At 48.3% G+C, this 23,466-nt stretch carries 24 protein-coding genes and 2 tRNA genes; 19 read left to right on the forward strand and 7 right to left on the reverse strand.

Annotated features, from left to right (window positions below; genetic code table 11):
• Positions 1 to 110 precede the first annotated feature (110 nt).
• Both gspD and ACOJUO_RS17615 read right to left on the reverse strand, forming a co-directional pair.
• On the reverse strand, positions 111 to 2,231 hold the full coding sequence (gene gspD / locus ACOJUO_RS17610) for a type II secretion system secretin GspD (protein WP_422137658.1): 2,121 nt from the start codon (positions 2,229 to 2,231) through the stop codon (positions 111 to 113).
• A gap of 34 nt (positions 2,232 to 2,265) precedes the next feature.
• Positions 2,266 to 2,913, reverse strand: a complete 648-nt coding sequence (locus ACOJUO_RS17615) for a type II secretion system protein N (RefSeq protein ID WP_422133308.1) — start codon at positions 2,911 to 2,913, stop codon at positions 2,266 to 2,268.
• A gap of 365 nt (positions 2,914 to 3,278) precedes the next feature.
• On the opposite strand from ACOJUO_RS17615, the gene gspE reads away from it, so the two are divergent.
• From gspE to ACOJUO_RS17670, 11 genes are all read left to right on the forward strand, one after another.
• The gene (gene gspE, locus ACOJUO_RS17620; protein WP_422133309.1) at positions 3,279 to 4,799 is read left to right on the forward strand and encodes a type II secretion system ATPase GspE; all 1,521 of its coding nucleotides are present in this window, start codon (positions 3,279 to 3,281) and stop codon (positions 4,797 to 4,799) included.
• Positions 4,800 to 4,828: 29 nt separating this feature from the next.
• The gene (gspF, locus tag ACOJUO_RS17625) at positions 4,829 to 6,049 is read left to right on the forward strand and encodes a type II secretion system inner membrane protein GspF (RefSeq protein WP_422137659.1); all 1,221 of its coding nucleotides are present in this window, start codon (positions 4,829 to 4,831) and stop codon (positions 6,047 to 6,049) included.
• A 148-nt stretch (positions 6,050 to 6,197) separates the two neighbouring features.
• A complete protein-coding gene (gspG, locus tag ACOJUO_RS17630) occupies positions 6,198 to 6,632 on the forward strand; it encodes a type II secretion system major pseudopilin GspG (protein ID WP_422133311.1) in 435 nt (144 codons plus the stop codon).
• Between the two features lie 80 nt (positions 6,633 to 6,712).
• On the forward strand, positions 6,713 to 7,213 hold the full coding sequence (locus ACOJUO_RS17635) for a prepilin-type N-terminal cleavage/methylation domain-containing protein (protein ID WP_422133312.1): 501 nt from the start codon (positions 6,713 to 6,715) through the stop codon (positions 7,211 to 7,213).
• Positions 7,194 to 7,589 carry a type II secretion system minor pseudopilin GspI gene (gene gspI / locus ACOJUO_RS17640; protein WP_422133313.1) on the forward strand — a complete coding sequence of 132 codons (396 nt, stop codon included), beginning with the start codon at positions 7,194 to 7,196 and terminating at the stop codon, positions 7,587 to 7,589. The genes ACOJUO_RS17635 and gspI overlap by 20 nt, the downstream gene beginning before the upstream one ends.
• Positions 7,586 to 8,353, forward strand: a complete 768-nt coding sequence (gene gspJ, locus ACOJUO_RS17645) for a type II secretion system minor pseudopilin GspJ (protein ID WP_422133314.1) — start codon at positions 7,586 to 7,588, stop codon at positions 8,351 to 8,353. Before gspI ends, gspJ begins: the two co-directional genes overlap by 4 nt.
• Positions 8,350 to 9,327 carry a type II secretion system minor pseudopilin GspK gene (gene gspK, locus ACOJUO_RS17650; RefSeq protein WP_422133315.1) on the forward strand — a complete coding sequence of 326 codons (978 nt, stop codon included), beginning with the start codon at positions 8,350 to 8,352 and terminating at the stop codon, positions 9,325 to 9,327. The genes gspJ and gspK overlap by 4 nt, the downstream gene beginning before the upstream one ends.
• Before the next feature lie 9 nt (positions 9,328 to 9,336).
• A complete protein-coding gene (gene gspL, locus ACOJUO_RS17655) occupies positions 9,337 to 10,749 on the forward strand; it encodes a type II secretion system protein GspL (protein WP_422137660.1) in 1,413 nt (470 codons plus the stop codon).
• A 5-nt stretch (positions 10,750 to 10,754) separates the two neighbouring features.
• On the forward strand, positions 10,755 to 11,264 hold the full coding sequence (gspM, locus tag ACOJUO_RS17660; protein WP_422133317.1) for a type II secretion system protein GspM: 510 nt from the start codon (positions 10,755 to 10,757) through the stop codon (positions 11,262 to 11,264).
• A 296-nt stretch (positions 11,265 to 11,560) separates the two neighbouring features.
• Positions 11,561 to 11,636: transfer RNA gene (locus ACOJUO_RS17665), tRNA-Val, on the forward strand.
• Positions 11,637 to 11,700: 64 nt separating this feature from the next.
• A tRNA-Asp gene (locus ACOJUO_RS17670) sits at positions 11,701 to 11,777 on the forward strand.
• Between the two features lie 281 nt (positions 11,778 to 12,058).
• On the opposite strand, the gene ACOJUO_RS17675 is transcribed toward ACOJUO_RS17670, so the two are convergent.
• The 5 genes from ACOJUO_RS17675 to ACOJUO_RS17695 form a co-directional block, all read right to left on the reverse strand.
• The gene (locus ACOJUO_RS17675; RefSeq protein ID WP_422137661.1) at positions 12,059 to 13,006 is read right to left on the reverse strand and encodes an ankyrin repeat domain-containing protein; all 948 of its coding nucleotides are present in this window, start codon (positions 13,004 to 13,006) and stop codon (positions 12,059 to 12,061) included.
• A gap of 83 nt (positions 13,007 to 13,089) precedes the next feature.
• On the reverse strand, positions 13,090 to 13,512 hold the full coding sequence (locus ACOJUO_RS17680) for a hypothetical protein (protein ID WP_422137662.1): 423 nt from the start codon (positions 13,510 to 13,512) through the stop codon (positions 13,090 to 13,092).
• Positions 13,496 to 14,863 carry a recombinase family protein gene (locus ACOJUO_RS17685; RefSeq protein WP_422137663.1) on the reverse strand — a complete coding sequence of 456 codons (1,368 nt, stop codon included), beginning with the start codon at positions 14,861 to 14,863 and terminating at the stop codon, positions 13,496 to 13,498. Before ACOJUO_RS17685 ends, ACOJUO_RS17680 begins: the two co-directional genes overlap by 17 nt.
• On the reverse strand, positions 14,850 to 15,308 hold the full coding sequence (locus ACOJUO_RS17690) for a DUF2924 domain-containing protein (protein ID WP_422137664.1): 459 nt from the start codon (positions 15,306 to 15,308) through the stop codon (positions 14,850 to 14,852). Before ACOJUO_RS17690 ends, ACOJUO_RS17685 begins: the two co-directional genes overlap by 14 nt.
• Before the next feature lie 2 nt (positions 15,309 to 15,310).
• Complete coding sequence (locus ACOJUO_RS17695) at positions 15,311 to 15,556, reverse strand: hypothetical protein (protein WP_422137665.1); 246 nt, start codon at positions 15,554 to 15,556, stop codon at positions 15,311 to 15,313.
• A gap of 161 nt (positions 15,557 to 15,717) precedes the next feature.
• Between ACOJUO_RS17695 and ACOJUO_RS17700 the strand changes: the two genes are divergently transcribed.
• The 8 genes from ACOJUO_RS17700 (at position 15,718) to ACOJUO_RS17735 (ending at position 23,360) form a co-directional block, all read left to right on the forward strand.
• Positions 15,718 to 16,884 carry a hypothetical protein gene (locus ACOJUO_RS17700; RefSeq protein WP_422137666.1) on the forward strand — a complete coding sequence of 389 codons (1,167 nt, stop codon included), beginning with the start codon at positions 15,718 to 15,720 and terminating at the stop codon, positions 16,882 to 16,884.
• Positions 16,877 to 17,860 (forward strand): hypothetical protein, encoded by a 984-nt coding sequence (locus tag ACOJUO_RS17705; RefSeq protein ID WP_422137667.1) that lies wholly within the window; start codon positions 16,877 to 16,879, stop codon positions 17,858 to 17,860. The genes ACOJUO_RS17700 and ACOJUO_RS17705 overlap by 8 nt, the downstream gene beginning before the upstream one ends.
• Positions 17,861 to 18,339: 479 nt before the next feature.
• Entirely contained in the window at positions 18,340 to 18,555 is a 216-nt protein-coding gene (locus ACOJUO_RS17710) for a helix-turn-helix transcriptional regulator (RefSeq protein WP_422137668.1), read from the forward strand.
• Complete coding sequence (locus ACOJUO_RS17715; protein WP_422137669.1) at positions 18,552 to 19,019, forward strand: hypothetical protein; 468 nt, start codon at positions 18,552 to 18,554, stop codon at positions 19,017 to 19,019. Before ACOJUO_RS17710 ends, ACOJUO_RS17715 begins: the two co-directional genes overlap by 4 nt.
• The gene (locus ACOJUO_RS17720; protein ID WP_422137670.1) at positions 19,016 to 19,864 is read left to right on the forward strand and encodes an ATP-binding protein; all 849 of its coding nucleotides are present in this window, start codon (positions 19,016 to 19,018) and stop codon (positions 19,862 to 19,864) included. The genes ACOJUO_RS17715 and ACOJUO_RS17720 overlap by 4 nt, the downstream gene beginning before the upstream one ends.
• 14 nt (positions 19,865 to 19,878) lie before the next feature.
• Positions 19,879 to 20,514 (forward strand): hypothetical protein, encoded by a 636-nt coding sequence (locus ACOJUO_RS17725; RefSeq protein ID WP_422137671.1) that lies wholly within the window; start codon positions 19,879 to 19,881, stop codon positions 20,512 to 20,514.
• Between the two features lie 50 nt (positions 20,515 to 20,564).
• Positions 20,565 to 22,667, forward strand: coding sequence for an AAA family ATPase (locus ACOJUO_RS17730; protein WP_422137672.1), 2,103 nt, complete (start codon positions 20,565 to 20,567; stop codon positions 22,665 to 22,667).
• Between the two features lie 312 nt (positions 22,668 to 22,979).
• Entirely contained in the window at positions 22,980 to 23,360 is a 381-nt protein-coding gene (locus ACOJUO_RS17735) for a DUF6362 family protein (RefSeq protein ID WP_422137673.1), read from the forward strand.
• Positions 23,361 to 23,466: the final 106 nt, after the last annotated feature.

The raw sequence follows: 23,466 nt of genomic DNA on the forward strand, positions 1-23,466 counted from the left end.
TCAAAAGTTTGCAAATAATTTTAAGGCAGTAAGCCTTTTATGAAAAACAGAAAAAGCCAGACTTCATAATCTGGCTTTTTCTAACTGGAAACTATTACTTGAATCCAGTATCAGTCACTACTTTGCCAGGCTTTTTTATCTTTCTTGCGCAGATCAAAGGCTTCTGGTTCGAACAGGGTAGATGGCTCTTCCGGTAGCATGTCAGGTGCCTTTTTGTTGTGCTGAATCACTTTCAACTTGGTGTAACGATCTTTGGTGGCTTTGGCCAGTGTTTCAGAGTTTCTCATGATGGTCGGTCTTATAAACAACATGAGATTTCGCTTCTGGTTCTTATCCTGTTCGAAGCGGAACAGGTTTCCGATGATAGGAATATCACCCAGAAGCGGGACTTTCTTCTTGGTCTGACTCTTGACGTTTTCAATCAGGCCACCAATGACAATGGTCTGGCCATCATCTACCAGAACGGTGGTTTTCAGAGTTCTGTTATTGAAGATCAGGTCATCATTCTTTAAAAGGGATTCTGAAGTACGAGTGTCCAGAGAAGAAACCTCCTGCTCCAGCTCTAGCCTGATGCCGTTACCTTCACTGAGGTGAGGGGTGATCTTTAGCTTAATGCCGACATCCTTCCGGTCCGTCGTAGTGAACGGGTTGTTGCTACCACCACCGGCTGAGGTTTGATAAGAGCCTGTCTTGATAGGAATATTCTGACCTACAAGGAATTCAGCTTCCTGGTTGTCCAGCGTCAGCATACTGGGTGTAGATAGAATGTCGTTGTTAGACTTTGAACTCAAGGCAGATACCAGCACACCAAAATTATCCGCTCTCAAAGCCAGAGAGCCCAGGGTGATTGCCGCGTTATCGAGAATGTGTCCTGTTATGCTGCTCTTGCTGCCGACAACGGTTTTGGTTGATTTACCAGAAGGGTCTGTCTCGGTTGAGCCGCGAATGGTTTCCTTGCCATCAATACCCCACTGGACACCCAGAGCATCATCTATACCGCCAGAGACTTCTACGATGACGGCTTCCAAAAGTACCTGTGATCTTGGTACATCAAGCTGCCGAACGATATGCTCCATCTCTGCCAGAGTGTCCGGATCAGCAATCATGATGAGGGCGTTCTGGGATTCGTCGGCTTTAACGAACACGTTCGGTGCTGCTCCGGAACCCCTGCTTTTTCCGGAAGGCTGACCTTTGGTCTGAACCTTGGGAACAGAGGGGTGCGGTGGAACAGGCTGTTGTGATGAAGCCGAAGAATTGGATTTCTTTTCCTGACTCTCCTGAATCGTGGTAGATGCTTCTGCAAGGATTTCTGAAATATTCTTGGCATCGCCATAGCTGAGGAAGATCACCTTGGTAGTGGACTTGCGAATACCTTCCTTGTCCAGCGTTTCTACCAGTTTCCTGACTCTCTGGCGCTTACTGGAGTTACCTTTGATGACCAGTCGGTTGCTGCGCTCATCAGCAATGACTTGCAGTCCGCTTGGCATTTGCCCCTTGGCAGCTATCAGTGTGTCCTGAATGATTTTGGAAACATCACCCACCCAGGCATGCTTCAACTGAAGCACTTCGTAATCATTATTACCTGTCTTGTCCAGCTCCCTCACCAGCTTGGTGATTCGCTCAACGTTGTCTGCAAGGTCACTGACTATAACAGCGTTACTGGATGCGGAAGCGGCTGCGTGCCCATACTGGGCGATCAGAGGGCGAATAATGGGTATCAGTTCAATGGCCGATACACTGTGAAGTTCCAGAACCCGTGTGGTCATGACAGCATTACGTGGCTTCTGATTTCCACTGGGAGAGCTGGTTTTTGCTGTAGTACTGGGCACTATATTGATGATATTGCCCTTGGGTATTACGGCGTAGCCATTAGCTGACAGTACTTCGAGGAAAACATCGTAAACTTCGTCGCTGCTCAACGGTTTGGAAGAAATAACCGTTACAGTGTTACCCCCCTTGATTCTGGGGTCTATGACAAAGGTCTCACCAGTGATCTTGGCGATTTGGCCAATGAATTCACGAATGTCAGCGTTCTGATGATTCAGAGTCCACTTTTTGTCCCTGGCCGTTTCAGCCTTGAGGGCTTTTGTGGGAGGGGGTGCAGCCAGATTGACTACAGCAGTTTCAGCAGAAGGGGCCGCCGATACATTGCTCTGAAGGCTAAGGGCAAGCAATGCAGCAAACAGAGGTCTGAAGGCCATGCATACAAATGGACAGTCTTTAGTTTTCATCACTTAACCATATGAAAAAGTTTTAATTCTTGTATCAAATCCCTTGATTAGCCTGCTGAAGTTTATCTCTCAACTCCTGCATGCGCTGTTCAAGTGATTTTCCATCCGGCTCCTGAGTGAAGCCGGGGCGTTCTGTATTCTTATCCGTAGTGTCTGAGGGGCTCTTGAATTCCTGCAAAGCCCTGTCATCTTTACCTGCATCCGGAAAATAAAGGATTTCAAGCTGGCCATTGCGACTTAAAACCACATGATCTGAATGCACTTCCCTGAGTATGGCACCACCGGGCAGTCTGTCTTCGATGCCATAAAGCTTGTCCTGATTGTTGCCTTGGATAATAGCACTTGAATACTTATTCTTCTGGTCACGTTCTCCAAGAGTACCTCTGAGTACCAGATTTAACTTTGTTTTAGGAATATCGGCGGACTGTTTCGCGACTTCAGGCTGATGATTGGCACCAAAGAGTAATTCGAAGTCTTTAGGAGTAAGAATTTTTTCTTTTGGTTGATTTTGGTACACTTGTTCATAATTATCAAAAGCATCTTCCTTCGCCAGTGATTCATAAAAGAAAAATGACTGAGCGCCTAATGAAACAATCATGGTGATCGCCAGAAGGCAGGTCAGTGCTATGCAATTTTTTCGATGGCCCCATTTTAAGTAGGTGGCTATGACCTCTGAATTCATACTGTTCTCTAATTTCTCTATTTGATGTGTACTTGATTAAGGAAAGCGTTATGGGTCATGGGCTATTCTTAACCTAAATAAAGCATAAGAGTGCTGTTTTTAAAAGCTGATGCTTTCACTAAAAACAGTTTTTAATTAATCATTTTTGATCAGTAATATCTTCTGGATCAAAAAAGTTGGGTTTGTGTTTGAATCATTTTTAAAATTCAGTTGTAAAATTTGGATATTGGATCACACTTCCTGTGACGTGCTTGAAGAATAATTCAATTTCCAGGGTTCAGAGCAAAAAATATCGGATTGTTTCTGGTTGTCCTCGATCAACCCAATAGAAGTTCTGGAATTATTAATTATCCAAGGAGTTAGCCTTGACTGACACAGCCAGCCTTCCAGAAGATCAGGCATCCCAAAATCAGGGACTGATTTTGCATCGTCTGCCATTTACTTTTGCCAAAAGGCATGGGGTGGTGCTGGTCTGGGAGCAGGAACAGCCGGTGCTCTATTTTCGCTCGGTGCCTTCAGCTGATATCTTCTCTGAGGTCACACGAATTTCCTGCCAGTCTCCTGTTTATCGCAAGGTGGGAGCAGACCGGCTCTCCGAAGTCTTGTCCGAGTGTTATCACAATGACAGTTCCGAAGCTCTGCAGAATGCTGCCGGTATTAGTGATGATCTGGATCTGAGTAGTCTTGCTGAAGCAGTACCGGTAACAGAAGACCTGCTTGAGCAGAGTGACGATGCCCCGGTGATTCGCCTGATCAATGCTTTATTGACGGAAGCGATCAAGGAAGGCGCATCGGATGTCCATATCGAAACTTTCGAAAATATTCTGGTTGTCAGGGTGCGGGTAGATGGTGTTCTGAGAGAGATTCTAAGTCTGCAACGAACACTGGCTGCACTCCTTGTTTCGAGGATCAAGGTTATGGCTCGTCTGGATATTGCTGAAAAACGCATTCCCCAGGATGGCCGTATCTCTCTGAAAGTTGCGGGTAAAGAGGTGGATGTCAGGGTCTCAACACTACCTTCCAGTAATGGTGAGAGAGTGGTACTGCGTCTTCTTGATAAGGCAGCCGGTCGTCTTGAACTGAAGCATCTGGGTATGGAAAATCAGGATCTCCAATGCGTATCAAGCCTGCTGGCCAAACCCTATGGCATTATTCTAGTCACGGGGCCTACCGGTTCTGGTAAAACCACCTCTCTCTATGGTTGCTTGACCTCATTGAATGATAAATGTCGAAATATTCTCACCGTAGAAGATCCCATCGAATACAACCTCGAAGGTATTGGCCAGACTCAGGTGAATACCAAGGTTGATATGACGTTTGCAAGGGGGCTGAGAGCCATCCTACGTCAGGACCCGGATGTGGTCATGGTGGGGGAAATACGCGATACCGAAACAGCTGAAATTGCCGTGCAGGCCAGTTTGACCGGTCACCTCGTGTTATCGACACTTCATACCAATACTGCCATTGGTGCATTGACCCGCTTGCAGGATATGGGAATTGAACCTTTTCTACTCTCTTCCAGCTTGCTGGGTGTGATGGCTCAGCGTCTGGTCAGAGTTCTCTGTAATCAATGTAAACAGCCCTACCAACCTGATGAGGCTGAATGCAGGGAGTTGGGTGTTGAGTTAGCCAATGCGCCTGAACTGTACCACGCAAAAGGCTGTAAAGATTGCAATCACAGTGGATACCGGGGCCGGACCGGCATCTACGAAGTGGTCATGGTCGACGAGCAGGTCAGAAGAATGATTCATGCAGGAGAGGGAGAGCAGGTGATTACTGACTATGTCAGAAAGAGCTCTCCTGGCATAAGGGAAGATGGTGCCAAGAAAGTATTGGCTGGTCTGACAACACTGGAAGAAGTGCTCAGAGTGACCCAGAAAGATTAATCCGTATCGGAGGCGGATCACCGCACGACATGGCTGCATATGAATACGTCGCCCTCGACCAGCAGGGCAAACAGCATAAGGGAACACTGGAAGCCGACAGTAACCGGCATGTCCGGCAGATGCTTCGTGATAAAGAGTTGACCCCCCTATCGGTCAATCAGGTCTCAGAGCAGAAACAGAATGCCTCCGGTGGTTTGTCCACGCTCTTTCAACGTGGTGTTTCTGCTGTTGAGCTCGCTACTCTGACTCGTCAGTTAGCCACTCTCATTCAGGCGGCCATGCCTGTAGAGGAAGCGCTTTATGGTGTCGCTTCCCAGCAGGAAAAGCGCAGGCTCAAAAATATACTGCTGGCGATTCGTTCCAAGGTACTTGAAGGTTTCACATTGGCCCAGAGCCTTGAAGATTTTCCTCATATTTTCCCCCAGATGTTCCGGGCCACGGTGGCAGCCGGTGAACATGCCGGATATTTGGACAAAGTACTGAACCGGTTGGCGGACTACACAGAAGCCAGAATGAAATCCACCCAGAAAATTCAACAGGCTCTTTTGTACCCCATCATACTGCTGATGGCGGCTCTGGGGATCGTTAGTTTTCTTCTGGGCTATGTGGTGCCCGATGTCGTAAAGGTCTTCGTCGACACGGGTCAGGATTTGCCAGGCATTACCGTTGCACTGATCGCTGCCAGTGAAGGATTCCAGACCTACTGGCCCGTTATTTTCGGTATTATTTTCTTTGGAATTGTCGCATTCAGGCAGGCGCTGAAGAAGCCGACATTCCGGATGTCATGGGATCGTTTCTTTTTACGCTTACCCATTCTTGGCCGCTTTAGTAGAACATTAAGTGCCGCAAGATTTGCCAGCACCCTGAGCATACTCACCCGAAGTGGTGTTTCGCTGGTGGAAGCCCTGATTATTGCCGCACAGGTTATTGATAACCGGGCAATTTGTGATGCGGTTAAAGATGTTGCCAGAAGGGTCAGTGAAGGTTCCAGTCTGAACCGAGCCTTGGCTGAAACCGGTTATTTCCCACCTTTGATGCTTCACATGATTGGCAGTGGTGAATCGACTGGTGAGCTGGACGAAATGCTGGACAGAACGGCTCAGAATCAGCAGATGGAGCTGGATGGGAGGATATCCCTCTTGCTGGGGCTTTTTGAACCCTTAATGTTGGTGGTTATGGGCGGTGTAGTCATGGTGATTGTGTTAGCCATATTGCTGCCCATTCTTAACATGAACCAGCTTTTAAACTGAATGCAGTGAGCATGGCTTTTAAAGCAATGTTCGTAAAGGTTGAAACAGGACGTACACGACAGAATCTGCCGCTTGACTGACAGATTTCTGGAAGTGGGGGCAGCAATCCCATTTCCTCGGTACGGAATCCATTGATGAGGTCGTGAAAATGATGACAAGACAGGTACAAAGAGGTTTTACCCTCATAGAGATCATGGTGGTTGTCGTGATCCTGGGAATACTGGCTGCCATGGTGGCGCCAAAAATTCTCAGCCGTCCTGATCAGGCCAAGATTACAGTGGCCAGGTCGGATATTGAAACGCTCTCCCAGGCGCTTGAATTATACAGACTGGACAATGGTTTTTATCCTTCGACGGATCAGGGTCTGGATGCCCTGATCAAGAAGCCTACCATCGCTCCTGAGCCTAGAAACTGGAATCCGGAGGGCTATTTGAAAAAAGCTCCGGTTGACCCTTGGGGGAATGCCTACATTTATCTGCAGCCTGGTAATCATGGAAAATACGATCTCTATTCTCAGGGGGCTGATGGCCGTGAGGGTGGTGAAGGTCTTAATGCAGATATTACCAACTGGGAAGAGTCTTGAACTCAATTCTGATATCGGATTAAAACTTCCAAAGTTAAAGGGGCTCAATGAACAGTATGGTATCGGAAGGAAGCAGGACAGTGATTAACAAAAATCAGGGTTTTACTCTGGTTGAATTGCTCGTTGTCATTCTGATTATAGGTATATTGCTGGGTATTACTCTATTGAGCCCAATGACTGGGAATGTTCAAAAAACAGTTCAGGAGCAGGCGGCAAGATTACAGATTTTGTTCTCTCAGGTCAGGGACAAAGCGCTCCTGGATAATGCCGAATACGGCTTTTCCATTGATGAGAATGGGCGTTACTACTGGTGGGTATTGCCGCTGGAAAGTAATGAATGGATTGTGATTACAGAGACACCTTTTCAGCCCTACAGGATGCCGGAAAGTCTGGATGTTTATCTGTATACAGATGAGGACGATCTACCCTTTCTCGAACCCACAGATGTCGGCCCTGATGTTGTTTTTTATTCAGACTATCAGGTGACCCCTTTTTCTCTATTCGTGATCCCCAGTGAAAACAAAAAGCAGAGGGTGGTGCTGATAACCGATGGCTTGTCCGATGTCGAAGTCGTCCGCTAGTATTTTTGGTTTCACCCTTATTGAGGTGATGGTGGCTGTGGTCATTTTTGCTTTAGCCGCTTCCATGTTGATGCTGGCAGACGGTAACAGTATCCGCCAAACCCGCTATATGCAGGAAAAGGTTTTGGCTGCACAGCTGGCTGACCAGTATCTGAGCCGTATCCAGGCAGAAAAAAACTGGCCTGATAAAGGGGTCAGAGGAAAGGTTGAAAACTATGTTGGGTATGACTGGTACGTTCGTCAAACCGTCAGGGATACCACCAAGAGAGACTTCAGAAAAATTGTTGTGGATGTCTTTGTGGGTGTTCAGAAGCCTGATGGTGACGATATTCCGATATTCTCTCTGGAGTCCTATCTGAGGAAGCCCAGAAAATGAACGGAAGCAAGGGGTTTACACTGCTTGAGCTGATGATAGCCATAATGCTCTTTGCCATGATCAGCACGGCGGCCTACAAGTTGTTCGATTCAGTGAGTCGGGCTCAGCAGGTGACCGATGGCATTCTGGACAGTTTGGATGAAATTCAGCGGGCGAAGCTGATTCTGGAGAAAGATCTGTTCCAGTTGGCGGCAAGACCGGTACGGGATGAATTTGGTGAGATTCTACCAGCCGTCAAGTCTCCCAGTCTTGATGGCTTTGTTCTGGAATTTACCCGTGCTGGCTGGCGTAACCCGCTGATGGAGCTGAGGAGCAACCTGCAACGAGTTGCTTATAACCTGGAAGACGATGAGCTGGTTCGTTACTACTGGTTAATGTTGGACAGGGCTCCTGATCCGGTTCTGATAAGGCAGGTTATTCTCGACAATGTGCAGGCATTGAAAGTCCGTTTTATGGACGAAAAGAAGCGCTGGAAGAACAGCTGGCCACCGGAAAAAAAATCCCGGAGACCGAAACCGGCAACTGGAGCAAAGAAAACAGAAGATCCGGTGATGCCCCACGCAATAGAGCTGACGATGCAGCACGGGAATTTTGGAAAACTGGTAACGATTTTGCCTGCTCTAGACTACAAGTCCCCGAATGCTCATACAAAACCGGATCAGGAACAGGGTAAAGATCAGAATAGAGCAGGGCGAATGTCTTTCATACCAGAGCTGTATGAGAGTGACTATGAAGAAGGTGATGAGAAAGAGGAAGAACGATGAGGCCAGTTAACCGGCAGCGTGGCATTGCCCTGATCTATGTGCTCTTGATCTTCGCGATGATTACCTTGATGGCTTCCCAGATGATGACCAGTCTCTGGCTCCACACTGAAAAAAATACCCATTATCTGGAGCGTATACAGGCCAGACATCTGGCTCTGGGGGCTGAAAACTATGTTGCTTTATTGCTAGAGCAGGATGCGGAAGAAGACAAGAAAAAGAAAAAAATCATGGATCACGAAAGTGAACGCTGGAATATACAAGAAGTAGGCTATGCCGTTGATCAGGGGGATATCGAGTTGGTCATTGTTGATGAAACCAGTCGGTTTAACCTGAACTGGCTCGCCGCAGATGCACTGGACGGACAAAAGTTTCGTGGAATGTTCGAGATCATACTGCAAAATCTGGGCCTGAATGTACAGATTGCCTCAGCCATCAAGGACTGGATTGATCATGACCAGGAACCCTCAGAAGACGGTGGAGAAGATAATAATTATCTGTCCATGGATCCGCCGAGAAGAACTTCTGATGCTCCGTTTGTTTCATTATCCGAGTTAAGACTGATTAAGGGCGTTGGTATTGATGAGTTTGAATTGTTAGCTCCTCTGGTAACCGCTTTGCCAGACACTACCAGTATCAACGTCAATACGGTGCTGCCTGAAGTAATGCGTTCACTGTCTGATAAACTCACAGAAAGTGATGTAGAGACTATTATTGATGCTCAGAGTGCAGAAGGGTTCGTCAGACTGGAAGATCTGGCCAGGCTGCCGGCCCTGAAAGATAAAACTGCCGCTCTTAAAGAAGTGCCTCTGGATGTTGCCAGCCAATATTTTACTGCTTACATCAAGGCAACGTATCGAGATACGTCATTCTATTTAAAAACCCTTATGTATCGTAATACAGAGGGACAGGTTCAAATCGCCGGTCGTGAGATTGGACCCAACGACTACTGGGTAAGTGCCAAGAAGGAATCCTGAGGTCTAATAATGAAAAACATCCTGTTGATTCGGATACCACCGCCGGTTTCCCGGATTGAGACGAACACTCGAGTTCAGTGGGGGGCTTTTGCCAGTAACGGACAGCTCTTGGGAGATGTCCATATCTCGGAGCTGGGTCAAGTCAAAAATGACTGGGTCCAGTTTGTTATCCATAAGCCTGATAACAAAGAGCTGGACGAGACCACTCTGGAAGATGAAATGCCGGACCAGGTGTTAGTGCTTTTGCCAGGGACTCTGGTCATGCACAAGCGGCTACCTATTAACAGTGGTCAGCGAAAGCATCTTTCAACCGCGCTGCCCTTTATGATTGAAGAGGAACTAGCCGATGACATCGAGTCTATGCACCTGGCCAGTTATCTAAACAGGAAAAGTGAACAAGTTTACGTGTCGGCTGTTCCCCATGAGCAGATGCAATCTCTATTAGCCTGTCTTGACGAGCAGGGGGTTTCCGCCCAGCAAGTTATGGCTGAGCTACAGTTTTTGCAGGGCGTTCCGCGAGAATTAAACCTCCTTCTTGAAAATGATTCCTCTATTCTTTCTGCACCCGACCAAGCCAGTGTTTGTCTCGACTACGAAGCTCTCAAGTTTGTTTTGGGTCATTGGGGGGAAAAGGTCAGTGAAGATATTATTCACACGGATGAGGAGCTGATAGCTGAAGATGCTGAGGCTCTTGTTAGTGCCAGAATAAGATTTGCTGATGGTCTGGTGTCATTGGCTACTGAGAAGAGAGATCAGGTGAAACAATGGCTGGAAGAAAACGGCTGGCTGGTGGAAGAAGAACCATTGACTGGCACTGTTTTTGAGTATCTGGCGGCGTTGTATTTTTCATCCAAAAGATCTGCCGACTTAGTTGACCTTCGTTATGGCCCTTATCAATGCCCTAAAAGAGCTACCCGCAAGATGCGCCGCTGGAAGCCTCTGGCCCTGGTGGCTTCCATCTGGTTGCTGCTTGAGCTGGGTTTAAAAGTCGGGGAAGGAGTTTTGTATCAACAGAAAGCCCAAGAGTACTGGCAGGATAGCGCAGAGCTCTACTTGGAAGTCTTTCCACAGGATCAGCAGGTGCTTGAGGCCCAGACACATTCAGTTGGAAGCATTAACCTGAAGGGGCGTATGGAAAGTCGATTGAAAAATGTTGGTCAAAGTGCCACTGGAGAAGCCTTTTTACCTTTGCTGCAACAGGTTTCTGCTGTGTCATCTTCTTTGTCAGATTTTAAGCTGAAGCCGGTCAGCATGGATTTCAATGAAGCGACAGGAGCACTGGTGCTGGAGTTGAAAGCAGACAATCTTGAAGGGGTTGATAAGCTGTTGGCGGCAGTAAAATCATCCGGGCTAAGCGCACGCCTGGATAGTGCCAACCAGGAAAAAACGGGCGTCAATGCTCGAATGACGATAGGCAGGTGAAGCTGATGAAACTGACTCATCTACTCGAGAGAAGTCCGCTCTGGCTCCAGCTTCGGGCTAAGTACGAGCTGATGCCGGAGAAAGATCGAAGAGCATTGCATCTTCTGACAGCACTCCTTTTGTTGGCTTCAGTCTATCTGTTCGTTTGGAAGCCTATAACCGAATGGAGTGAAAAGCAGCAGGAAGAGTTCACTCACCAACAATCCATTTATGAATGGATGGCAGATAATGTTGATCAAGCAAAACAAGCTCAAAGGAAACAAAGGGCTGCAGGTGCAAAAAAAGACCTTTCTACTATTGTATCGGGCAGTGCCAGACAATCAGAACTGACATTAAGTCGTGTTCAACCTGATCGTAAAGGTTTGGGAGTCTGGATAGAAGATGCGGCCTATCAGAAGCTTCTGGCTTGGATGGTTGCATTGGATACCCGTTATGAAGTGACTATTCAGCAGATAAAAATCGATCGAGGTAAAGAAGAGGGTCGAGTGAAAGTCTATATGCATCTTGCAAATTGATTCTGGCAGATACGGGGGCTCCATCAAAAGCTTTCGTATCTCTGAATAAACGACAGCTTTAAGATTGAATTTTGGTGCTTTCTTCTTGGTTTTAAAGGAGAGTTTGAGTTGTCAAAAATAGACTCATGTTTTTGTAAACTCATTGATAGCATATCGCTGATATTGAAAACACAGAAAAACTCTCAGCTAGAACACAAAAGTTCTTCTTTTTACGTGTTTTTTTCCTTGACACTTTCATCTGATCTGCATAACATTCGCTCCACTTCAGCGCACTGCACCGCGCAGAGAGAGAAGTCGGGTGATTAGCTCAGCTGGGAGAGCATCTGCCTTACAAGCAGAGGGTCGGCGGTTCGATCCCGTCATCACCCACCAGTTTCTCTAAAGGGGTTGCGTGACCGCATACTGGCTACTTTGGGCGGTATGTGTAGGGTTCAGCGGACCGGTAGTTCAGTTGGTTAGAATGCCGGCCTGTCACGCCGGAGGTCGCGGGTTCGAGTCCCGTCCGGTCCGCCATATATCAAAAAACCTCTAGGCTGTCGTCTACAGGTTTTTTCTGTTTTAGCCCTACGTTTAAAGGGTTTTTGCAACTTTTGCCGGTTTTGCAAAACGGGCTTTTTCACTGTTTTTCCTCCTGTTCCTCTCTGTTTTTCTCTCTTCTCGGTTTTTTTGGAGGAATTGGGGTGTCACTCCCTCCACTTTAGTTTTCCTTTTTAAAACAGTACTTTGGTTTCTTTTTTGGGCTGGAGGTCGTTGGCGGGTTTGTGGACGGTTTTACGGCAGGGACAAGGAACTGTTCACGAACGAGCTGAGCCTATTTCAATGGATGCCCCATCATCAGTGGGGTCCTCAAATGCTTTTGAATAAAAGACCCGGGCTCTGTCTCCCAGTTCATTTTTCAGACGTTGTGCCAGACTCAATCCAGCTTCATTAAAATGGTTCCAATTGAAATCTTTCAACTCATCTTGCATGCAAGCGTTCATGTAGCCTTCTATCCAATTACAGCAATCACTGAGCAGCTCATCAGACATCTCACGGCAGAATGTGCCTTTTTCTCCTATAGAAATTAAAGCTCCGCCTACAAGCGAAGATGTATCCCCATCGTCTTTCTGCCATAAAAAATCGCCGATACCTTCATCGGCATGAATAGTAAACACATCCAGCTCAGGATTGAGCTCGTCAAGAAACTGCTTTCTTTCTAATGCCTCAATTTCATATGAAAACTTGGCTCCATAGGCCCTGAGCAGACAAATATGATCAGGAGTGGGATTGTTAGTGTCTTTTGCATACTTCTGCAGACCTTCAAGGTAGAGTTCATGCTCGTCATCAATATCGGCTTCAATAACGTCATCTAAGCAAAAACGACGGAAATGCTTGTATGTGTACCAATCTACAGCTTCGTCATAAAGTGTTTCTCTATTTGTAAATCCGGCTTCTGCATTAGGATCAGCTCCCCGATCAAGCAGGAGCTTAAGAGATTCAGTATCCATGTTAAGGACTGCTTCGGAAAGAGGGCCAGTGCGGTCTTTATCGAGTAGTGTAAAATCGGCACCTTGATCCAGAAGGAATTCAAGAATGGCAATTTTATGCTTGTAGTCATACAGCGCAGAAACAGCTGACTGCAGAACGGACTCACCATACTCGTCCCTTGAATTGATGTCGCATCCGGAATCCAGACGTTTTTGAATAAGAGGAATATTGCTTCCAAGAATGGCTTCCATGAGCAATGTATGATCATCTTTCATTGTGTTCTACCCCTTACTGCATCCTCAGTAGATTATTGTTATGAAACAAGTAGAGGCTATAGAAAGCTGCTTGTCCACTATGTTTAGACTGGGCACTTATTGAAATGTTCCCGCTGCTCAGACCAGAGCATCGGGAAGGGTTTCATGCAATCCTTCATCGATAACTGCCACTTGCCCTGATAACACAGAATATCTTCCTGGATATCCGGGGCCAGGCAGGTCAGGCGGATGCACTTTGAGACTCTGGCCTTGTCCACTTTCTCCTCATTGGCCAGCTGTTTAATACTGGTGAACTTTCTCCGCGTAAGCATCTTTAGCCAGCGGTGTCCCTGGATCAGAGCTATTTGTATTTGCTTCACTTCTGGTGGGTCGATAGCTCCAGCCGGGGTTTCGATGGTGGTCTTGCCTCCCCTTTGATTCATCCGAATTAGCAGAGTGACTTTGATCAGGTTTTCCTGTTCCAGAAACTCAACGCTTTCTTCGCCATTTTTAAATAGGTAAGCCATGGTCTCGGATCTCCGGTGATTGAGGGGATAGTTCCGATACGACTGAATCAATCCCATCGGGTTTGAAAAGAATGGTCAGTGTCGTTGTTGTCAGATCAATACGGTGTATCAATAGCTCAATCAAACGACGTTTTTCTTGGGTAAAGAGTTCCTCCCAGATAGTTGACAGGTCACTAAGGGCCTGGCGAACCCTGTCAATGTTGATCTGTGGTTCGATCCTTTCCACTTTTTGCCATACCTGCAACAACAGCTCTGGGCTGGCCAGCTGTCGTTGGGTGCTCTCCAGCACCAGCTTTTCCAACACAGAGGCCGACAGGGGCGGCAGTGGGCTGTTTGAGTAGCCTTTGGACTGGGCAGAGTAACTGACGTAATAACGAAACAATTTGCCATTTTTCTTTCGTGTGCTGGTGGCTGAGAGGGAGTGACCATCGGGTCCATATAGCAGGCCTTTCAGGAAGGAGGGGTTCTTTCTCAATCGGGACTGGCGCGAGCGCTGGATGGACTCAATATCAAAGGCTGCCACTACTCTGGCCCAGAGGTCCTTTGAAATGATCGAAGTATGTTCCCCTGGAAACCATTCACCCTTGTTGCCAATTTCGCCGATGTAGATCCGGTTTCTTAGAATGCGGTACACAGCGTTTTTGGCAAAAGCAATGCCGCCACGGATACCTCCATTTTTTAAAAGAATCTGTTTGGTTGTATAGCCCTTGGCATTGAGCATCTCACAGGTTGCTATGATCGAGCGGGTGGCAGCAAAATGCTCGAAAATCAATCGAACGACAGTGGACTCTTTTCTGTTAACCACCAGCTTTCGATTTACAACCTCATAGCCCAGAGGAGGGTTTCCTCCCATCCACATACCTTTCTTTTTGGAGAGCAGGAATTTGTCACGAATACGTTCACTGGTTACCTCGCGCTCAAACTGAGCGAAAGAGAGCAGAATGTTCAGGGTCAGACGGCCCATACTGCTGGTGGTATTGAATTGTTGTGTGACAGAGACGAAGGAAACCTTATGTTGGTCAAACAGATCCACCAGCTGAGCAAAGTCCGCCAGTGATCGACTGAGGCGATCCACTTTATAGACAACGATGATATCCAGCAGTCCGGCTTTTACATCACGCAGCAGCCGCTGAAGAGCGGGGCGTTCGACATTGCCTCCGGAATAACCGCCATCATCGTAATCGTCCGGCATCAAAACCCAGCCTTCGTGTTTTTGAGAGAGGATGTAGGCTTCTGCCGCATCCCTCTGGGCATGAAGGGAGTTGAATTCCTGTTCCAGTCCTTCTTCTGAAGACTTTCGGGTATAGACAGCACAGCGCTGTTTAACCGAAGTGGGCTTATCCTTTGCCATTTTTATCCCCTCTCAAACCAAAAAACAGAGGTCCAGACCAGTAAGATCCTGTGATCAGGTTGGCAATCTTCGATAGACTGGAATAAGTCTCCCCCCTGTATTCAAAGCCTTCGGGCGTTACGACAACCCGGTGTGACTCGCCGTTGTACTCCTTGGTAAGAACTGTTCCAGGGGGAGGTTTAACGATGCGTCTTTTCAAAGTTTTCTGTTCATGTTCCTTATGGCGGTTCGCATCCTTAAGGCGCTCTTTGGCTTTATCCGTCATACCACCCAATACCAGCTCCTGTATTCTGACCGCAAGGCGCTGGCGCAGAATACGCTTGTCCAGTTCCGGGGCGGGTTTGCCGTAGAGCTGTAGCCACTTTTGTCGTAGTTGCTCAGCATTCATGTTCTGTAGCGCCAATACCCTGGCTGCCAGCGTCTGCTCTTCCTGCCTGTCTGTCATAATCAGTCTCCGTCGTTTTTCTCAGCAGTGTTGACAGTCAGGCATGAGGTAGCCGGTTTATCCAGTCGCACCAGTTCTTTTTCAAGACTTGGGTTTGATTGAGAGCGTTGTCGGTAATAACTTCTCAGAATGGCGGCGGCCAGTAATTGAGTTATCTCTTCTCTAGTTGACACCTGTAGTTTTGATAAAAGTTCTTCCATGACATTAACCGGATTGTTTTTTCGAATTCTTATAGACAGTGTTGTCATTTCAGCGTTTGGAATCCATACCGAGGTAACTGGTTCTATCTAGTGCTTTCCAGAGGATTGACAAGACGTGCAATCGGGTACAAGATGACACTGTATAAAAAAACAGTAGTTCGTAGAGGTCAGGATGTAGCAGTAAATAAATCAAAAAAACGGAGGACGGGATGCCCTATGTAAAGCGAGTCCTGAAATATGTTCGGGATGATTATTGTCGTAAGTTGCTGCAGTTAACCGGAGTGACGAAAGCGCAAAGGATTATTGCTCAAGAGCCTGAAATCAGTACCACAGTCAATCTGATAGACACCTACGCCAACCTCGATAAAAGACACCGGAAGACTTTTGAAGACCTGACTCGGCGCATTGACCAAATGACGGATGAAGTTGGTCAGGAGTTCCTGGCCAGGCTGGTCAAAAATAAAGCCGGGTACACTGCCCAATGTGATCCTTATAATAAGGCCGCCTGGACCCTTCTTCATGAACAGACCCTCTTTGAACAGGCCGAAAATGAGCGCTTTGCGGATGAGGCAAGGCTCACAGCAAAGTGGGATAGCTTCAGGGTATTATCCAACGTCAATCAGCTCCCGGATCTGAAAGGATTAAAAGAGTATCTCACCCAGCACTTTGGCGGAGATGATGAAGTGCTGGTGGAGCTGTTTAAACGTGAACGCCCAAGCATCGATGGCACCACAGAAACCTTGCAACAGGTGATGGTTTACCGGGAAGGTCTGCCCAGCCTGCTCAAGGAAGTTTCCAAGGAAAAGAAAGCACTCCGGGAAACCATGGTCAGGCCAGCAAGGGAGTATGCTTTCCTCTGGAACCCGAAGAAGGGTGAGCTGGAAGTCGTGACTCGTAAGAAACAGGAGCGCGAGCAGCTGGCCCAGCTGTTCACCAGCAAAGCACTGAGAATAGAACAAGCCCCGGAAAAGCTGGAGAGAAGACAACTTACGCTGGATGTACTGAAGTCAAATCCAGTCCTGCCATTTACCCGTGAAGAAGGGATTGAAAAGGTCTCTGTCTCCTATCTGAAATTCAAATCAACCCGAACCAATGCTACTTACACCGCTCGATCCCCTGCCCATAAAGCCCACGAGAAAGATGTCTACCAGGTGATGAAAGAAGATGAGGTGGAACACTTTCTGAATTATGACCATTACTCTATTGCTGAAGCTTCCATCGCTGTGAAGTTCAGGAAAAGGGAAGGACAGAGTCGTGCCAACAGCACCATCATCATTCTGAAAGATCCCTGCACTTCCAATTTACAGGATTTGACGGAACGGGAACGTTATCTCAGCTGGAAAAAACTCAAGGAGTGGGGACTGACTCATGACTGATACACTGGAATTACCGAAGAAACAGCGTTCATTTCGCTACCTGGCCGGACTGTATGAAACCGATTCTGAAACGGTTCTGAAAGCTTGCCTGGAAAAGGACAGACCCAATGAAGCTTCTGACATTGTCAGCTCTGGAGCCTTGACCCCAGGAGGTTTGGCTTCCGTCATCCCCATTGATACCGACGACGGAGAGCTCTGGCTGGAGGTGATTGAGAGAAACCCGGAGCGCGAGCCGGGTGTCTACACCTGTTACTGTGTCTCCGAGGGCTTCGTTGAGGTTACGGAAGAGCAGCAGCGGCAATACAAGTACGACAGAGATTGGCTAATCAAAGTGCTTAATAGCCACCTTAAGTTGTCAGGCGAACAGGTCACGGTGATTCCTGAACTGCTCGAGTGGCTGGGAAATATACAGGTCGATGGACAGCCTTATCAGGTTCTGCTTGCCAGACACCTGACCAGTATGAATGGTTTTAAAAGCATTTATCAGAGCTTGGAAAGCTGGAAGGGTAAAGCACCCGGTGTGGTTCTGACGGTATCCGAACGGTTTGATCATCTGCTTCCTTTGCCGGGTGGGTATCCGATTGTGTCGATTATGTCGTTGCTGTCTTCTGAAGGTCCTTGTGAGATAAATGTCCGAAAGTTGAAAGACGTATTGCGAGAAACCTTTGAGCTTGACCCTGGATCACTGGAGGTACAGTGGTCGGTACAAGGTCTTGTTGGTCGGTTTGAAGCGGATGATAGAGAACCCTGGGATATTCGTGGTGAAAAACGCTGTACGGTGACCACACTGATTTATGATGCCTGGTTGGCGGGAAGCAGGGGCGTTACGACAGAGCAATTGAATGAAGAGGGCTTTCGGGTCACTCATCCGGGCAACTGTTACAATGATGACCGGTGGAAAGATTATATTTGCTACGAAAACAAACTCTGGAGTATCAGGGCGGTAAGATTAACTCGGCGGAAACTTTCAGCTTGATTCTAGGCTATCCTAATTTCGCTGGGAAAATTAAAGTCCCAGTGTTCTTCCATTTATGACCGATTATCTCGGTCTACAGAGAGGTTTTTATGTCCAAGAAGTCAAACCACCCTGCTGATATGGGTAATGCAAATAAAGGTACTCCAGGTCAAAATAAGACTCATTCCAAAAATCAAGGTAATAGGGGGAAGCAGCTGAACCCTAACCAACAGAAGGGAGATAAGTAAACTCCTTTGTTAGTGGCGGGCTTCCTGCCCGCCACTCTGACGCTTTTCCTGTCGCAAAACTTACTTATTCTTTCTGAGCACATCCTCGCTAAGTGATGAGGTGGGGCTTTGATGCTGTTTTTTAAGCCACTTTTTTAATTTTTTTCATAAATATGCGCCAGCTACTTCCCAGCTACGTCTCAGCTACCTCCCAGCTACTCCGACTGTCCCATGATTGATCCTGCCTTTGGAAAAAACAAGAAGGAGCATGAAATGGAAGTGCAACACCTGAGCCAGAAAGAACTGGCCGACCGCTGGCGGATCAGCCCCTATACCCTCGAGAAATGGCGTATGCGTGGGTTGGGTCCCTGCTATATCAAGCTGGGTAATCGTGTCGTTTACCGGTTGTTAGATATTGAAGCTCACGAGGCTTCGCATACCCATGCGGGTACATCGCAGCCAGTCTCTTGTCGGGGAGGTGAGGTATGAGCAGCGAGCAGGAAAACATCCAGAGTATGAGCGTCGCTGAACTGGCCGCCCGTTCCGGAGAAGAGTTAGCAACTTTGGTCAAAAACACTGATAAAGCCTTGGCACAACTCCAGGTGCAAAAGGATTGGTTGGAATCGGTCATTGCCTACAAGTACGTTTTCAAGGCTTCCCAGATCCGGGCAAAGCTGCAGCAGGAATTTGGTGAAATCAGCTTTGAAGATGAGGGTGTGGGAGTGCTGGTGGATTTGCCCAGGGAAGTCAGCTGGGATCAGCAGAAACTAAAGACCATCGCCCAGCGCATTCAGGAACAGGGTGAAGACCCATCTGAGTTCCTGGATGTTCATTACTCAGTGCCTCAGGGGAAGTTTGATCTCTGGCCCCAAGAGATTCGTCGATCCTTCGAGCCAGCCTTGCAAGTGAAGCCGGGTCGTTGCACTTACCGGCTGGTGGGAGGTGTGAAATGAGCCTACCCATTCTCAATGCAGACCAGCGCAGCGAGGAGCATAAGGGCATCAAGTGCGTGCTGCTGGGCAACAGTGGGGTGGGTAAAACCACCCAGCTGCTGAGTCTCAATCCGGACACCACTTTATTTGTGGATCTGGAAGCAGGCGATCTCGCAGTGCAAGAGTGGTCCGGCGACACACTGCGTCCAGCCACCTGGCCAGAATTCCGAAACTTTGCCGTCTATCTGGCAGGTCCCAACCCTGCGCTTCGGGATGATCAGGTGTACTCGAAAGCCCACTATGAAGCGGTATGTCGTAAGTATGGTGATCCTCAATCCCTGGAGAAGTACGACACCTACTTCATAGATTCCATCACAGTGCTGGGCCGACTCTGCTTCCAGTGGTGCAAAGGCCAGCCCCAGGCGTTCTCCGAGAAAACCGGTAAGCCGGATACTCGGGGCGCTTATGGCCTCCACGGTCAGGAGATGATAGCGGCACTGACTCACCTGCAACATGCAAGGGGTAAGAATGTGGTCTTTGTCGCCATCCTCGAGGAGCGGGTGGACGACTTTAACCGCAAGCTCCACCAGCCGCAGATTGAAGGCAGTAAAACCGGTCTGGAGCTTCCCGGCATCGTTGACCAAGTGATCACCCTGGGTAGTCTGCCCGATGAAGAGGGCAACCTGCGTCGTACCTTTGTTTGCCAAACCCTCAACCCTTATGGCTACCCGGCCAAGGATCGCAGCGGTCGTCTGGATGTATACGAACCGCCTCACCTCGGGCAGCTGTTTACCAAGATCCGCAGTGGATCAAGGCAACCTGTCCAGTTTGAAACTCAACCTCAAGGAACGGAGCAACAGCAATGAATCAGCAAAAACCTATGACACGCTGGAACGACTTTAACGATGCTACCGATCAGGGCAGCTACGATGTTATTCCCTCAGGCACTCTGGTCAAGGTACGTATGACCCTTAAGCCGGGAGGCTACGACAAGCCCGAAATGGGCTGGACCGGTGGTTACGCCACTTGTGGCGATACCGGAGCCATCTACCTCAATGCCGAGTTCACGGTGCTGGAAGGCCAGTACGCCAGGCGCAAGATTTGGTCCCTGATCGGTATGCACAGCCCCAAAGGCCCGGAGTGGGAAAACATGGGCCGTTCCTTTGTCCGGGGTGTTTTGCAATCTGCTCGTAATATCAAGGCCGAAGATAACAGTCCACCGGCTTATAAAGCCCGACAGTTGAAATCGTTGTCAGAGCTGGATGGTATTGAGTTCGTCGCCAAAATCAGTACTGAAAAGGATCAGTACGATGAACCGAAAAATGTCATCAAACAGGCCATCACACCGGAGCACAAGCAATATGCTCAGCTGATGTTTGGTCAGGTTGCTCCTCAGGGAAGTTCACCCGCTAATCAGCAGGGTGGCCACCCCCAGGCTCAGCTGCAATCCCAGCTCTACAGTCCTCCGGACTCAGCACCTCACCCGGCTGAAAGCTATAACAACCAGTGGGATTAAGGCTCTAACGCCCACCTGCGGGTGGGCTTTTCCCTACAGGGACTGTGACAATGACAAACAAATGGCTTGATTTTAACGATGCCCAAGAGCAGGGCACGACACAGAAACTGGATGCAGAAGACGTTAAGCGTCGTATTCAGGAACGAATGCCAGAGTACCTGACCTGGTTGTTTCCCAATGGCAAAAAACGAGGTCAGAAGTTTGTGCTGGGCAATGTCCAGGGCAAGAAAGGCAAGAGTCTGGAAGTGGAGCTGGGCAGTGGACTTTGGCACGACTTTGAAAGCGGTGAAGGTGGCGACATTATCAGTCTGACCGCAGCGCATCAGTCTCTTGATCCTCAAAGGGACTTTCCAGAAATCATAGAACTCATGGCGGAGTGGCTGGGTATGCCGTCATTCACGCCACCAGCTACGGTTAGTCACCAGGAAGAATATGAAGACTTGGGTCATCACACAGGCAAGTGGGACTACCATGACCTTGAAGGCAACCTGATCGCCTGTGTTTACCGGTACGATACGCCAGAGGGTAAAGAGTTTCGGCCTTGGGATGTAAAGACCCGTAAAACCAAAGCCCCCAACCCCAGGCCACTCTACAACCAGCCAGGTATCAAGGTAGCGGACGAAGTACTGCTGGTGGAAGGCGAGAAAGCAGCACAGGCTTTGATTGAAAGTGGCTATTGTGCCACCACTGCAATGAACGGTGCCAAGGCCCCGACGGATAAGACGGACTGGTCACCTCTCACAGGCAAGCGTGTCATACTCTGGCCTGATAATGACGACGCCGGGCTGGAATATGCTTTCAGTGCGGCTAAAGCTATCGATGATGTCGGAGCTTTGTCTGTGGTGATTCTGAAACCACCGGCAGATAAACCTGAGAAATGGGATTCCGCAGATGCCGTTCAGGAAGGCTTTGATATTGATCACTGGATGGCCACAACCGAGCGGAAGACAATCAAATCGGCAGGCCTGCAACTGTCAGACTGGAGTGCGCTCCGTTACAAAGGTGTAGCCCCTGAGCAGCACTACCTGATTGAAGGCTCTTTTCCATTAGGTGTTGTCTCAATCCTTGCGGCTATGGGAGACACAGGTAAGGGAATGCTCACACTCAAGCTCGCACTGGAAATTGCCTGTGGTGAAGACCTGACGGTCGAGGTGTTTGGTGGCAAGGTCTTACAACATGGAACAGCTGTTGTTTTCACCTCTGAGGATGATCAGGCAGAAGTACATCGTCGTCTGCAAAAACTAGACCCGACAGACTTGCGACTGAAATCTCCTGAGAAACTCTTCATCATTCCATTACCTAATGCAGGTGGCCCATTCCCCATGGTCAGGGAAACTCCGGAAGGGCCAAGAACGACATCAGAGTTTACACAGGTAGTCCGCCAGCTTCAGGCCATTGAAGATCTCAAGCTGGTGGTCTTCGATCCCTTATCCTCTTTTGTTCATGCCGATGTGAACGCTGACCCTGCAGTGGGTAGTTACCTGACGGGGCTGTTGGCGAACCTGGCCAGTGAAACGGGTGCCACTGTGATTGTGGTTCACCATATGCGCAAACCACCAGGACAGAAACCCATCGACAGCGCAGAGCAGGCCAGGGATGCCATTAGAGGCAGCAGTGCGCTGGTGGATGGTGTTCGTATGGCTTATGCCCTCTGGCCTGCACAGGACCAGATCGTGCAGCAAACTTGTCAGACTCTGAACCTGATCCCCGAGCCGAGAAGTTTTTACCAGGGAGCGGTGGTGAAATCCAATGGCCCGGCGGATCGGACAATTCGTACTTATAAACGCAACAGTATCGGATTGTTGGAGGACCTGACGGCAAGGATAAAAGGTCAACAGCCTTCTACCTATGATTTGCTGGGAGTGCTCGCTGGCGGCATCAGAATGGCAGCCAGTCGTGGGCATCCTTTTACTCATACTGGAGTGAATGGGGTCTTCAAGCACCGGCATCGTCTTCCTGAAGCCTTCCATCATATGCCGCGACACAAGCTCGAAAATATGGTTCAGGAATTGTTGAATGAGCGTCCGCCAAGAGTAGTTAAAGGCACACTTCTGGGATCAAAAGAACAAAAGTGGCTGGATTCTCCCTGGGGACTATTTGCTGATGGAAAAGGCCGGATTGAAGAGGGTGCAGATCGGTTGAAAAATGACTGATTGAGCGTTTCCAGAGCGTTTCCAATTTCCAGCATTTCCAGAACATTTCCAGAGTTTTGGAAATAGAGAAAGGTTTAAAAAAATACTCTAACAGTCTGAAAGTATAAAGAAATATGTAAATTTAAATGACATTTGTCGCATTTCCAATTTCCAGGAAATGGTGTGACTCTGGAAACGTGTAACACATTGAAAAATATACCGTTTCCAATTTCCAGAACCCCTTACTTATATAAGTAAGGTTGGAACTTAAATTTCCAACCTTACTGATGCGTGATATTTCCGGCTGGAAATCGACTCAGGGAGGAAGCTCGAATGGACATCAATGAACTGGCCAATCGCTATCGGGAAGCCTGGCTGGTGGAACGACGAGTGTCGTCAGGTATAAATCTCAGGTACTCAGCCTACTGGCCAGAGATCATTCCCAACCGCTGGGAAGTTTATCAAGGGGAAAACAAAATCCTGAGATTGCCCAAGCCCTCGGAAGACGAAGTGGATCGCATGGTGAAGTGCATGCGTTGGTTGCGATGGGTCAGCGAGGAGGAGCGCAAGCTGATCTGGCTTCGTGCATCGGGTTTGCCCTGGCGAGTGATTGCTGAAGATTTGGGTGTGAACCGGAAAACCCCATACGCACATTGGTGTAAAGCCATGAGCAGGATTGCCATCCATTTGGCCGGAGGACGTAACCCGGAGTAACCCGAAGTAACTCGTGGTGTCCGGTTTTGTCTGGGTATATCCAAAATAGAGGCCTCTTCAAGGGTTGGACACTTTCGCCAAATTTGACAAGAATTAACGCTAAGCT

It is taken from the genome of Endozoicomonas sp. ALC020, assembly GCF_049275935.1.
Classification (GTDB): domain Bacteria; phylum Pseudomonadota; class Gammaproteobacteria; order Pseudomonadales; family Endozoicomonadaceae; genus Endozoicomonas_A.